We start from the raw sequence: 12857 nt of genomic DNA, 5'->3' as shown, positions 1-12857 counted from the left end.
TTGAAGCAGTCAAACTTCTTTGGAAGCCCCCACTTCAAATTTTCGCTAGAAATTAAGTGGGGGTAGTTCACTCCCGGAAACTTAGAAGGGCATTTATATTCGCTTTTAACACAAAACGATGAATATTTTGTGCTGCGTGATTTTGCATCATATGTGGAAACACAAGAAAAAGTAGAAGAGGCGTATAGGCAGCGTGAACGATGGCTGAAAATGAGCGCGATTAACATTGCTCATTCTGGTTGTTTTTCCAGTGACCGGACGGTTCAGGAGTATGCAAATGAAATATGGAATATTCATCCGTTGAATAAATAAAAAAAGAGAGGTTTTTCGCCTCTCTCTTAATCATCTCCATCGAACCAATCGCCAATGCTGCCGAGAACGCTTCCTTCTCCGACAGATCGGCCTCCCGAGCTTGGAGCAGAGGCAATAATTCGATCAGCAAGCCGGCTGAATGGAAGCGACTGCACCCAAACGGTTCCTGGGCCTGTTAATGTTGCAAAAAACAATCCTTCGCCGCTAAAAAAGGCGGTTTTAATTTTGCCTACATATTCGATGTCATAATCGACCTCTTTTGTCATTGCAACTAAACAGCCGGTATCGATGCGCAATTTCTCACCAGGCTCTAGCTGGCGCTTGTAAATGGTTCCGCCTGCATGTAAAAAGGCAAGGCCGTCTCCTTCGAGTTTTTGCATAATAAATCCTTCTCCACCGAAAAAGCCAGTGCCAAGTTTACGTTGAAAATCGATGCCGACGGAAACGCCTTTCGCCGCGCAAAGGAAGGAATCTTTTTGGCAAATCACTTTGCCGCCAAGTTCGCTCAAATCCACTGGAATAATTTTCCCTGGATATGGAGCGGCAAACGAGACGCGGCGTTTTTCTGCGCTGTTGTTTGTAAACACGGTCATAAATAAGCTTTCGCCTGTCAACAATCGTTTTCCCGCTCCAACTAATTTGTTGAAAAACCCTTTTCCAGAATCAGTGCCATCTCCAAAGATCGTCTCCATCGTAATGCCATCTTCCATCATCATCATGCCGCCAGCTTCCGCGATGACGCTCTCTTGGGGATCTAATTCAATTTCAACAAATTGCATATCGTCTCCATATAGCCTGTAGTCGATTTCATGGGCATTCATTGTCTTCACCTCAATATCATTGTTTCTTTGGTACATATTCTCTATACGAGTTTAGATCCCTTTTTGTTTCAAAAAAGAAGACCATCATTATCGATGGTCTTCTTTTTCAGTATAAGGGTCTTTTTCATATGCTGGTAAATCGCCAATATTGGACATGATTCCTTCATCATCCAAAATATTTTCCAATTGTTCGTGTTCTCTTGTTGGATATACTTTCACATTTTTTCCGTATAAATCTACCGCTGCAAAATTTTCTAAATCCTCAACATAACCGACATTTTCTTCTGATTCCGCATATACTTCCCCATAATAGTCGACATTTTTCCCTAAATCGGAAGGAGTATCGGATGTGCCATAACGGGCTACTTCTTGCCACGCATCTTCCGCGTCATATGCTACTGATTCGTCGCGGTCATCGAAATCAAATTTTCCAAATGGAGGAATCAACACTCCTTCTTCGAGCGGCCGCTTTTGAGAAACCGTTTGATCAGAGCTATGTTCCTTACAAAACGTTGTTGTCGGCAATGCTTCGAGCCGTTCGTACGGAATTGGCTTTCCGCAAACTTCGCATGTGCCGTACGTGCCGTTTCGAATGGCCTCCAGCGCATGTTCAATTTCCTTTAATTCTCGTTCTGTATGTTCGTTTAGCGCCAAATCTTTTTCGCGTTCGTATAGCTCCGTTGCTTCATCCGCCGGATGGTTGTCAAAGCTAGAGAGCTCGCCGACCGAGTCATGGGCATGGCTTCGTTCTTTGCCAAAATGGTCATTATGACGTAAACGTTCTTCAATATCTTGTTTTGCCTTAAGAAGCTGCATCTGGAAGGCAGATAACTGTTTGTGTGTTAACATATTTCATAACTCCTTCCTAAAAATAAACCGTTTATCTTGTAGTATGAACGAAAAATAAAAAAAAACACGGTTCATTCAGACCGTGTTACAACCAATAGCTAATAAGCAAACCAATTGCCAATAGAAAGCCAAACTGTGTATTCGTTTGTGCTGTTGCTTTCATCGCCGGCATCATTTCAATCGGCTTTGTTTTGCCGATAAATCCTTTCGTCGCTGTAATCGCTTTTGGCACGCTGAAAAAGACGAGCAACGTCCAGACGGAAACAAGGTGGAAAAGGACTAAGCCAATCATCCAAATAAACGATATGGCAAACATGCCGGCAAGAATGCGAATCGCATTGTTTCGTCCGACTAAAATTGCTAATGTTTTTCGCCCGTTCTCTTTGTCTCCATCGAGATCGCGAATGTTGTTTGCCAGCAAAATCGCTCCGACTAAAATGGCAATCGGAACAGAAATCAAAATCGCTGTCTTTGTCACTTCTCCAGTTTGAATGAAAAAGGAAATTAAAATGATAACTAGTCCCATAAAAAATCCGGCAGCAAGCTCCCCAAACGGGGTATACGCAATTGGTACAGGACCGCCTGTATAGAAATATCCAGCTGCCATACAAATGGAACCAATCAGTGCAAGCCACCAGCTGCTATTCACGCAAATATAGACACCGATTAGCATTGCGATGGCGAAAAGGAAAATAGCTAAATATAAAACTGCTTTTGGATGGATTCCTTCGCGGACAATTGCCCCGCCAATCCCTATGGATTCCGGTGAGTCAAGCCCGCGTTTAAAGTCATAATATTCGTTAAACATATTTGTTGCGGCTTGAATGAACAAAGAAGCTACAAGCATTGCGATAAATAGCGAAATGCGAATATTTGTTTCGTGAAATGCTAGTGCTGTGCCAATAGAAACAGGAACAAATGCGGCAGTCAATGTATGCGGACGCGTTAACCTCCACCAAACACGCCAATCGCGGCGGCGATTGACCGGCGGAAAACGACGATCTGTTTGCAATGAAGATTGCATAATCATACCCCTCATATTCGGATAAAATATAAAGTAATGCTTTACAAACGTTCACAATAAGTGTAGGAAAACGGTTATAAGGTGTCAACCCCTTTAGAATAGATAAATTATTTCCTATTATATATAATGGAAAATAGAAAATAAGTAATAAAACAAGAAAGCGGGATTACAGTGGGGATTTTATACCAGCATAAAATTCAAGAACAATTGCATTTCATCGGAAAAAAAGCGAATCGTCCGTTTATTAGCTGGAGCGAGGAAATTGATCATGTAGATCCGGTTTATTTTTTTTCATTAGGACAAGCCTGTTCCTTTCGTCAGCGGTTTTATTGGTCTGATCGCACGAACGAAACTGTCTATGTAGGACTGGGCTGCACATATATCATTGAAACCGAAGAAAAAGAACAACGGTTTCGCACAGTAGAGACAGAGTGGAAGCGATGGATGGAACAAACAGCTTCTTATTCGAACGGAACAGATGCAGTTCCTATTATATTTGGGGGTTTTTCATTTGATCCATTCAAGCCTAGGACAGAGAAATGGCGCGCTTTTCCTCATGCAAAAATGATAGTGCCGACGGTTCTTTTATCGCTCAAAAATGGAAAAGCAACATTAACGGTGACGATGCGTTCTGAACAGAATGAAGAAATGATGGAAAAAATAGGGATGTTGATTCGGTTATTATATCAGGGACAGGAACAAAGACAGACAACATCTTCATTGCCGTCGTTAATAACATATAAGGAAGTGCAAAAAGAAGAGTGGATTGATGCGGTCAAAAAAACAATCGAGAATATTCGCAAAGGAAAATTCGATAAAGTAGTGCTGGCGAGAGAAGCGCGTTTATCGTTTGCTGATGCGATCGATCCAAGCGTCGTTTTGCAGCAATTGCGTGAACAACAGCCATTTAGCTATATTTTTGCATTTGAACAAGAAGGGCAATGTTTTATTGGCGCTTCTCCGGAACAGCTTGTGAAGAAGGAAAAAGATACATGTTATTCTATTTGTTTAGCTGGGTCAATACGCCGCGGAAAAACACTTCAAGAAGATGAACAGCTCGGGAAATGGCTAATGAATGATGAGAAAAACCTTCGTGAACATCAATTTGTTGTTCAGATGATTAAAGAAGCGATAGAAGCGGTTTGCAAGCGTGTACAAATCCCATCTTCACCGCAACTGTTAAAATTACAGCATATTCAACATTTATATACGCCTGTGATCGGGGAAAAGTGCCGCGCCGCTTCTGTTTTATCGATCGTAGAACAAATGCATCCGACGCCGGCGCTTGGCGGAACACCGCGAGAAAAGGCGATCAAAGAAATTCGGGAAGCCGAACCATTAGACAGGGGATGGTATGCGGCACCAATCGGATGGATGGATGCAGAAGGAAACGGAGAATTTGCCGTAGCCATTCGTTCGGGGCTTTTACAGGGAAAAGAAGCGTCCATTTTTGCAGGTTGCGGTGTAGTCGGCGATTCTGACCCGATGAGTGAATATGAAGAAACGAAAGTGAAATTTACCCCGATGTTATCGGCGCTGGGAGTGGAGCGAGATGAATGAAGCACTAACATTATATATAGCAGCTTTTGTGGATGAGTTAGCGAAAATCGGCGTGCAAGATGTGGTGGTTAGCCCAGGATCGCGTTCGACACCGCTTGCCATTATGATGGCAGAACATCCGGCGATGCGCGTACATATAAACATTGATGAGCGCTCCGCCGCATTTTTTGCTCTCGGCATGGCGAAAGCAAAACGGCATCCTATCGCTCTTCTTTGTACGTCAGGAACGGCGGTTGCGAACTATTTTCCAGCGGTGGTGGAAGCTTATTATTCGCGTGTGCCTCTTATCGTCATTACGGCAGATCGCCCGCATGAATTACGGGATGTCGGGGCGCCGCAAGCAATTGACCAGCTGAACATATATGGAAGATATGCCAAATGGTTTGTAGAAATGGCGCTGCCAGAAAAGTCGACAGACATGCTCCGCTATGCGCGGACGATGGCAGCAAGAGCGGCAGGGGTGGCAATCAGCGCCCCGGCAGGCCCTGTTCATCTAAATTTTCCGTTGCGTGAGCCGCTTGTGCCGATCGTTCATGAAGAAACGTGGGAACAAATCGAAGCGAAAGAGCCGTCTTATACGACGGTCATTCCGGGGAAAATGACGATCGGCATGGAACAAATTCAGGAGTTATACAATGAACTTTCTTCGGCTGAAAAAGGGCTGATCGTTTGCGGACAAATCGATCAGCCAGCGTTTGCTGAGGCGGTCACGAAGCTAGCGGAAATGCTCGATTTTCCTATTTTAGCGGATCCGCTTTCTCAACTGCGCAGCGGAACACATGCAAAAGAGTATATTATTGACAGTTATGACGCGATATTAAAAGATGAAACGATTGCAGCTTCATTAGTTCCGGATGTCGTTATTCGTTTCGGCGCCATGCCGGTTTCTAAGCCGCTATTTCTTTTGCTGAAACGATATCCATCCATTAAACAAATCGTTGTGGATGGAGAAGGCGGATGGCGGGAACCGACATTAATGGCATCGTACATGGTGTATTGCGATGAGGTTGAATTTTGCCGCCGACTTATCGATATTGGGGCGTCGAAGCAGAGCAAAAGTCAATGGTCAACGACGTGGAAAATGATCAACGATATCGCAAAATCTGTACTTCTTGAAGCAACGATGGAAGAGGAATTATTCGAAGGAAAAGTGTTTACGGAACTTTCGCAATTGCTTCCGGACGGTGCTACCTTATTTGTTGGCAATAGTATGCCGATTCGCGATACGGATACATTTTTCTTTACAAACGACAAGGAAATACGCATTTTGGCGAACCGTGGCGCAAATGGGATTGACGGCGTTGTGTCAAGCGCGCTAGGAGCCAGTGCTGTTACCGAACCGCTTGTGCTTGTCATTGGCGATCTTTCCTTTTATCATGATTTGAATGGGCTATTAGCCGCAAAAATGCATGGACTACACGCGACGATCATCGTTCTTAATAATAACGGCGGCGGAATTTTCTCGTTTTTGCCGCAAGCGAAACACAAAAAACATTTTGAAATGTTGTTTGGCACGCCAACAGATTTGCAATTTGAGCATGCTGTCCGCATGTATGAAGGAAATTACCAGAAAATCAAGACATGGGATGAATTTCGCCATTATGTTACACAATCATTGACAACAGATGGCCTTCACGTAATGGAAGTATGCACGTCAAGAGAAAATAATGTAAGAAAACATCGTCTTTTGTGGGAAAAGGTTTCCCAGGAAATAGCGGAATTTCTCGAAAAAGGGAGAATGGTATGAATATTTTCGTCAACGGGGTTTCCTATCATGTGGAACGATACGGAGATGGAGAACCGCTTTTACTGTTGCACGGATTTACTGGCAGCGTTGAAACGTGGAAACCTTTTCTCCCATATTGGCGTGATTATCAGCTCGTTCTTGTTGATATTATCGGGCACGGCCTTACCGATTCGCCAAATGATCCAGCTCGATATGAGATGGAAAAAGCAGCTGCTGATCTGGACGAAATATTGCGGTATTTTCATTTGCAAGATGCACATGTGTTAGGATATTCCATGGGCGGGCGTCTTGCGCTGACGTTTGCAATTCTTTATCCTCATCGTGTTCGGACATTGATATTAGAAAGCAGTTCTCCGGGATTAAAAACGATGCAGGAAAGACGGGAACGAATGAAAAGAGATGAAGCGTTAGCGGAAGAAATAGAGCAATATGGCGTTACAGCATTTGTCGAAAAGTGGGAAAACATGCCGCTTTTCGCATCCCAAAAGCGCTTGCCTCTTAGCGTGCAGCAGCAAATCCGTAATGAACGGCTAAACAATAATGCGCTTGGATTAGCAAATAGTTTGCGCGGGATGGGGACTGGAAGACAGCCTTCCTTTTGGAATCGTTTATCCAAAGTAAACGTACCGACTTTGCTTTTGTGTGGAGAATGGGATCAAAAATTTTGCCGTATCGCTGAAGAGATGAAAGAATATCTTCCTAATTGCGAAATGATAAAAGTTCTCGAAGCAGGTCATGCAATTCATGTGGAACAACGAGAAATTTTTGCTAAAATAGTAAGTAGGTTTATAACAAGGAGGAGAGTATAATGGCTATCGAATGGGTAAAGGAACGCGAGTATGAGGATATTATATACGAAACGTACAATGGGATTGCGAAAATTACGATTAACCGTCCAGAAGTACATAACGCGTTCCGTCCAAAAACTGTCGAGGAATTAATCGATGCATTTTCTTATGCGCGCGATGACGCAAATATCGGTGTTATTATTTTAACAGGTGCAGGCGGAAAAGCGTTTTGTTCCGGTGGGGACCAAAAAGTGCGCGGCCACGGAGGATACGTCGGTGAAGATCAAATCCCGCGGCTAAATGTGTTAGATTTGCAACGATTAATTCGTATCATTCCAAAACCTGTTATTGCCATGGTGGCCGGTTATGCCATTGGCGGCGGTCATGTATTGCATGTTGTTTGTGATTTAACGATTGCCGCAGATAACGCGATTTTTGGACAAACTGGTCCAAAAGTAGGAAGTTTCGATGGTGGATATGGCGCAGGCTATTTAGCGCGTATTGTTGGTCACAAAAAAGCGCGTGAAATTTGGTATTTATGCCGTCAATATACCGCGCAAGAAGCATTAGAAATGGGACTTGTCAATAAAGTGGTGCCATTAGAGCAATTGGAAGAAGAAACAGTAAAATGGGCGCAGGAAATTTTAGAGAAAAGCCCAACGGCGATTCGCTTCTTAAAAGCGGCATTTAACGCTGATTCTGACGGTTTAGCTGGTATTCAACAGCTTGCCGGTGATGCAACGTTGCTATTCTATACAACCGATGAGGCAAAAGAAGGACGAGATGCATTTAAAGAAAAACGCAAACCAAACTTTAAACAATTCCCACGTTTTCCATAAGAAAAGCGGAAGGCGCCTCTATTTCGCCTAAAGGCTGCCCACATCCTGTGGGCAACGGCGAAATGTCGCCATCCCTGGCTCCGCGATACGCGCTGGAGGACCCGCGAGGAGGCTCAGACCAAACAAAGTTTGGTCTTGCGTGGGTTGCTCAGAGAAGTTAACTCAGTGTGTTGCCGCCGCAGCAATAAGAAAAGCGGAAGGCGGGTTTTTTCAAAGCAGCTTGGTGAGTTCCATCAAGCTGTTTCTTTTATTGGGAAAAGGAGAGTGTCATCATGCAAACATCGATTCCAAATTGGCTTATGCAGCGGGCGTTTTTAACTCCTGAACGTATTGCGGTTTACGACGGGCAAGGAAAAAAAACGTTTATGGAGCTCCATGAGTCTGTGATGAAGCGGGCACGTCAACTTGCAAACACCGGGGTGCGTAAAGGAGATATTGTCGCTATTTTCATGAAAAACAGTGTGGCGATGATCGAATGCATTCATGCCCTTCATTATATTGGCGCAATTGTTTTGCTGCAAAATACACGTTTAACTTCGCATGAACTTGCATGGCAATTAAAAGACAGCGGAGCGGTATACGTAATTGCCGATGATGAGTTGGCGGACCGTATAGAAGGAAACATTCGTGTTATTACCATGAGTGAATTGTCCGCATTGCCTGAGGAAAATGTTGAGTTTCAGCAATATTATCATTTCGATGACATCGCTACGATTATGTATACATCAGGGACAACAGGAAAGCCAAAAGGAGTGCTGCAAACATACGAAAATCATTGGTGGAGCGCTATTGGTTCGGCGTTAAATTTAGGATTGAATGAAAATGACTGCTGGCTTGCGGCTGTGCCGTTTTTTCACATCAGCGGTTTGTCGATTATGATGAGAAGCGTTATATATGGCATGAGCATGTATGTGATGCGCGCTTTCGATGCGAAAAAAGCAAATGAGCTCATTATCGGCGGAAAAGTTACGATTATGTCTGTTGTCAGTGCAATGTTGCAAAAAATGATCGCTGACCTTGGCGAAAGACGATATCCTGAGACATTTCGCTGCATGCTGCTTGGCGGCGGGCCTGCTCCGAAACCGCTGTTAGAAGTGTGTAAAGCAAAAGAAATTCCTGTCTATCAAACGTATGGCATGACGGAAACCGCATCGCAAATTGCCACCCTTGCGCCGGAATATAGTTTAACCAAACTCGGTTCTGCAGGAAAACCATTGTTTCCAGCACAGCTTCGCATTGAAAAGGACGGTCAAGTTGCTCGTCCGTATGAACCAGGAGAAATTGTTGTAAAAGGGCCAAATGTCACGAAGGGATATTTGCATCGTCCGGATGCAACGGCGAAAGCGATTCGCGGCGGCTGGTTTTATACGGGAGATATCGGATATATAGATGAAGATGGATTTCTTTATGTATTAGACCGTCGTTCTGACCTTATCATTTCCGGTGGAGAAAACGTTTATCCGGCTGAAATTGAAGCGGTGCTTCTTTCACATGAAGCGGTAGAGGAAGCAGGGGTAACAGGGATCGATGATGAAACATGGGGACAAGTGCCGTGTGCGTTTGTGAAACGAAAACGCGGTTATTCTGTCACCGTCGAACAGTTAAAACAGTTTTGCCAAGCCCATTTAGCGAAATATAAAATTCCAAAACAAATCTATTTTGTCGATGAACTGCCGCGCAACGCTTCACAGAAATTATTGCGCCATCAGTTGAAGCAGCTCATTCCAAACAATGAAAACGGGGCTTTATAATTAAGCCCCGTTTTTTAAATCTCATCGTCATCCATTAAACCTAATTCCATAATGCGATAGGAAATTAGTCTCTCCACTTCTGGCGGCAGGTCATCCAATGATCCAAATTCATATTGCCATAAATTTGTAAATGAGTCGACGCAGATCGGAAATGTTATTGGATTTGATCGTTTTACTTCTTCTTTCAATGCTTTAATTAAACTGTCCTTTTTCATCTCAGCACGTCGCCTCTCTTTGCTAAACTATGTAGGCGCTGCGCCTCTGGCGCTAAAACGCGCCAAAGGCTTCGGGTTTTTCTTCTTTACATTTCACTTGAAGGGACGAATGTTTTGCAATCGGTTTCAGTGGAATCAGACGCCATTTTCCCCGTATGGCTTACAACGTAAATCGATTCCGCGTTGCAGCGGTTTCCTTCTGCCCAATAATAGCAGTTTTTCACTTCACAAAGCACATCTTTTGCCATATGCATCACCCCATCCTATGAAAATGACTTACACGTTTAGTTTGGTTGTTTGACAAAAAGTTATGAAGGAAACTATAAGCAATTTTAAAATATTGATGATTATAATTGACATAGAAAATCATTCTCAATTAGAATAAAAATAAGAAAAGGCTGTGAAGGAGGGAGACGATGACATCCTTATTGGTCGTGGGTGCAGATCATTTAGGAAATATTACGGATAAGCTAATCGATTCAGGCTTTCAAGAAATCATCCATCTTGATGGCCGCAAAGTCAATATGGTAAAACGCGATATTCCAGAACATGTGGATATTGTTATTGTCATGACGGATTATGTGAATCATAATTTGGCAAAAGCAATCAAACAAAAAGCGAAAAGCAAAGATAAGCCAATTTATTTTGTCAAACGTTCCTGGAGTTCTATTCATTCTGTTATTGAAAAAATTGAAAAAAGAAAATGACGGGGGTACATAATGATGAAAGCAATAGCGAGCCATGAAGGAGGTTTGACATGGCAACAAGCGGTGAAAAAAGTGATACGCAACGTGATGGTTGAATATTACCGTGCCGTTCCGTCATTGCGATCTCCTTTTTACATGTTAAAGCTGATTGAAACATATCGGCGGCTGCTTCATCCGCATTTGTTTGAGTCACCAATTCATTATTATACCGTTTTAGCGAAAATCACCGATCATTTACTTCAATTTTTTACCTCTTCCGAAGAAGTGCAACGGTCTCCATTTCTTTTGTTTGAACAAGCAGTCTATCGGCATTGGAAAAGATATCAAAAAACGCATGTGGATATTGATTTTGCTTATAAAGATGCCGGAACGTACACGGTCCGAAAGCTGTTGTTGGAAGACAATCAACGTCTTGTTCAGCATTATACACAAATGGCTCCGGTTGCTTGTCGACAAACGTTTGGTTTTTTCCCAAAAAGGATCGAGTTTTGGTCTGTTCTTACGGGGAAACGGACGGTTGAAATGATCGATATTCAACCACCTTATATTGGTTACAAAAAATAGTTTACGTTTAAAGCACACGAAGCCTGGAAATAAAATGAGAAGCCCTAACACACAATGAATGGATAAATCATCCATCAAAAAACGCCCCAAAAAAACCGTCTGTCTCACAGAATGGGACAGACGGTAACTTTCATTGAAGCGCTTTTTGAAGCACTCGAATATTTTCTTCCATAATGGAAAAATAATCTTTATTTGCTTTTATATCTTCGGAAGTTAGTGATTCTAAGTTGTGCAGCCGGAGTGAGTCAGCTCCAATCTCGTTTTTTACAATTTCAGTAATTTTGGACGTTGTATTTTGCTCAAAAATGACATATTTAATGTGATGTTGTTTGGCTGTTTTAACGATTTTAGCTAATTCTTTCTGAGAAGGCTCATTCGTTGGCGAAAGCCCGGAAACGCTCAGCTGTTTAATGCCATAGCGTTCTTCCCAGTATCCGTATGCAGCATGTGCAACGAGAATTTCTTTTTTCGGAGCTTTCTTTACGACTGTTTGAAATTGTTGGTCAAGATGTTCTAATTTTGCTTTCAATGATTCAAAGTTTTTTGTAAATGTTTCTTTCTTCTCTGGCTTTAGTTCGATGAGCAAATCGCGAATATGTTCAGCCATTGTAATAGAGCGTACTGGATCAAGCCATACGTGCGGGTCTTTATCGCTGTGATGCTCGTGTTCATGCTCGTGCGCATGCTCTTCATGTGCGGAGTCTAACAGTTTGATCCCTTCAGCAGCAGCGAGAAAATGAACCTGTTCATTCTCTAATGTTTCTTTTATTTTATCAGCAAAGCTTTCCATCCCTTGACCAATATAAATAAACGCATCCGCATCCGCCAACTGTTTCATCGTTTTTGTCGTTGGCTCAAAGGTATGTGCCTCAACGCCCGGAGGATAAATGCTTTTCACGTTAACATAGTCGCCCCCGATTTTTTTCGTAAAATCTTCAAGTGGATAAACGGTCGTATAAATCGTTAAAACGTCTTTTGCTTTTTCAGTCTGTTCGTGATTTTTTTCAGCATTGCAACCGTACAAAAAAGCAGAGACGACAAGTAAAAGGGATAAAATCAATGATTTTGTTTTCATGTTAAGCCCCTTCCTAGTAAATGTGTTTAACAAGCAAACTTCTTTGTTATTACATCGTAATAATTACGATTTAACAAAGCTAATCATACAAAAAAATATCCAAAACGGCAACGGTTATTTTGGCGTCATTAAAAATTTTTTAGAGGCCGAAAGTCTTGCGATGAAACGAGGAGGAAGCAGACAGGAGATATCACTAACATCGATGATAAGTGGTTAAAAATAGTTTTCACCCGTGGTGCTAGATAAAATCAGACAAGCTTTCACTACTTTCCATTCCTCTATATTAGCAGAGGAAACTTCAAATAACGAAATTATAGAAGAAGCGAAAGAATTGATAGAGGATACTGAAGTTGTGGAAATTAGGCAAGATGATCCACTCGTGAATGTTTTTAAAGAATATATCCTTAGTAAAGGAGAGACCATTGACATTTCAGGAGATGTATTTGTTGGTGTAAAAACAGGAGATATTATAACTGTGCAATTTAATTCTTCTGCTTCCGATACAAATGTTACAATTTTTGAAATGCAGTATGATTTAACATCTTTCCGAAAGAAGTCTCCCACTTCTAAACGAAGTGAAAGTGGGAGATGAATTTCGGTTAGGT

General features: G+C 42.4%; 14 protein-coding genes and 1 pseudogene. 9 read left to right on the top strand and 6 right to left on the bottom strand.

The annotated features are described in order from the left end of the window. Positions 1 to 99: 99 nt before the first annotated feature. Positions 100 to 312 (top strand): annotated as a pseudogene (locus DCC82_RS15200) (glycogen/starch/alpha-glucan phosphorylase); the annotation flags it as partial. Between the two features lie 26 nt (positions 313 to 338). Here the strand turns inward: DCC82_RS15200 and DCC82_RS15195 are convergent. From DCC82_RS15195 to DCC82_RS15185, 3 genes are all read right to left on the bottom strand, one after another. Beyond that, a complete protein-coding gene (locus DCC82_RS15195; protein WP_062755087.1) occupies positions 339 to 1133 on the bottom strand; it encodes a TIGR00266 family protein in 795 nt (264 codons plus the stop codon). An 87-nt stretch (positions 1134 to 1220) separates the two neighbouring features. Beyond that, on the bottom strand, positions 1221 to 1982 hold the full coding sequence (locus DCC82_RS15190; protein WP_015864894.1) for a yteA family sporulation protein: 762 nt from the start codon (positions 1980 to 1982) through the stop codon (positions 1221 to 1223). 85 nt (positions 1983 to 2067) lie between these two features. Continuing rightward, the gene (locus DCC82_RS15185; protein ID WP_097354897.1) at positions 2068 to 3006 is read right to left on the bottom strand and encodes a 1,4-dihydroxy-2-naphthoate polyprenyltransferase; all 939 of its coding nucleotides are present in this window, start codon (positions 3004 to 3006) and stop codon (positions 2068 to 2070) included. Positions 3007 to 3177: 171 nt separating this feature from the next. Between DCC82_RS15185 and DCC82_RS15180 the strand changes: the two genes are divergently transcribed. From DCC82_RS15180 to DCC82_RS15160, 5 genes are all read left to right on the top strand, one after another. Continuing rightward, positions 3178 to 4566 (top strand): isochorismate synthase, encoded by a 1389-nt coding sequence (locus DCC82_RS15180; protein WP_097354896.1) that lies wholly within the window; start codon positions 3178 to 3180, stop codon positions 4564 to 4566. Continuing rightward, a complete protein-coding gene (gene menD, locus DCC82_RS15175; RefSeq protein ID WP_097354895.1) occupies positions 4559 to 6313 on the top strand; it encodes a 2-succinyl-5-enolpyruvyl-6-hydroxy-3-cyclohexene-1-carboxylic-acid synthase in 1755 nt (584 codons plus the stop codon). The genes DCC82_RS15180 and menD overlap by 8 nt, the downstream gene beginning before the upstream one ends. Next, positions 6310 to 7122 (top strand): 2-succinyl-6-hydroxy-2,4-cyclohexadiene-1-carboxylate synthase, encoded by an 813-nt coding sequence (menH, locus tag DCC82_RS15170; protein WP_097354894.1) that lies wholly within the window; start codon positions 6310 to 6312, stop codon positions 7120 to 7122. Before menD ends, menH begins: the two co-directional genes overlap by 4 nt. Continuing rightward, entirely contained in the window at positions 7122 to 7940 is an 819-nt protein-coding gene (gene menB / locus DCC82_RS15165) for a 1,4-dihydroxy-2-naphthoyl-CoA synthase (protein ID WP_015864889.1), read from the top strand. Before menH ends, menB begins: the two co-directional genes overlap by 1 nt. 272 nt (positions 7941 to 8212) lie before the next feature. Then, positions 8213 to 9691 (top strand): o-succinylbenzoate--CoA ligase, encoded by a 1479-nt coding sequence (locus DCC82_RS15160; RefSeq protein WP_097354893.1) that lies wholly within the window; start codon positions 8213 to 8215, stop codon positions 9689 to 9691. A gap of 14 nt (positions 9692 to 9705) precedes the next feature. Here the strand turns inward: DCC82_RS15160 and DCC82_RS15155 are convergent, their stop codons facing one another. Both DCC82_RS15155 and DCC82_RS15150 read right to left on the bottom strand, forming a co-directional pair. Beyond that, positions 9706 to 9906, bottom strand: coding sequence for a hypothetical protein (locus tag DCC82_RS15155; RefSeq protein WP_062677555.1), 201 nt, complete (start codon positions 9904 to 9906; stop codon positions 9706 to 9708). An 86-nt stretch (positions 9907 to 9992) separates the two neighbouring features. Beyond that, entirely contained in the window at positions 9993 to 10154 is a 162-nt protein-coding gene (locus DCC82_RS15150; protein ID WP_015864886.1) for a DUF1540 domain-containing protein, read from the bottom strand. A gap of 168 nt (positions 10155 to 10322) precedes the next feature. Here DCC82_RS15150 and DCC82_RS15145 point away from each other — a divergent pair, with 168 nt between their 5' ends. Both DCC82_RS15145 and DCC82_RS15140 read left to right on the top strand, forming a co-directional pair. Continuing rightward, on the top strand, positions 10323 to 10613 hold the full coding sequence (locus DCC82_RS15145) for a DUF2325 domain-containing protein (protein WP_003248486.1): 291 nt from the start codon (positions 10323 to 10325) through the stop codon (positions 10611 to 10613). Between the two features lie 12 nt (positions 10614 to 10625). Further along, positions 10626 to 11177, top strand: a complete 552-nt coding sequence (locus DCC82_RS15140) for a hypothetical protein (protein WP_097354892.1) — start codon at positions 10626 to 10628, stop codon at positions 11175 to 11177. A 130-nt stretch (positions 11178 to 11307) separates the two neighbouring features. Here DCC82_RS15140 and DCC82_RS15135 read toward each other — a convergent pair whose 3' ends face one another. Beyond that, complete coding sequence (locus DCC82_RS15135) at positions 11308 to 12252, bottom strand: metal ABC transporter substrate-binding protein (protein ID WP_062677554.1); 945 nt, start codon at positions 12250 to 12252, stop codon at positions 11308 to 11310. A 232-nt stretch (positions 12253 to 12484) separates the two neighbouring features. Here DCC82_RS15135 and DCC82_RS15125 point away from each other — a divergent pair, with 232 nt between their 5' ends. Next, on the top strand, positions 12485 to 12844 hold the full coding sequence (locus DCC82_RS15125) for a hypothetical protein (protein ID WP_199222356.1): 360 nt from the start codon (positions 12485 to 12487) through the stop codon (positions 12842 to 12844). The last annotated feature ends 13 nt before the right edge of the window (positions 12845 to 12857 follow it).

Origin of the sequence: Geobacillus sp. LYN3 (genome assembly GCF_003064505.1) — a bacterium.
In the GTDB taxonomy this organism is placed as follows: Bacteria; Bacillota; Bacilli; order Bacillales; family Anoxybacillaceae; genus Parageobacillus_B; species Parageobacillus_B toebii.
The sequence above is the reverse complement of the archived record's forward strand: the minus strand, read 5'-3'. Positions and strand labels throughout refer to the sequence as shown.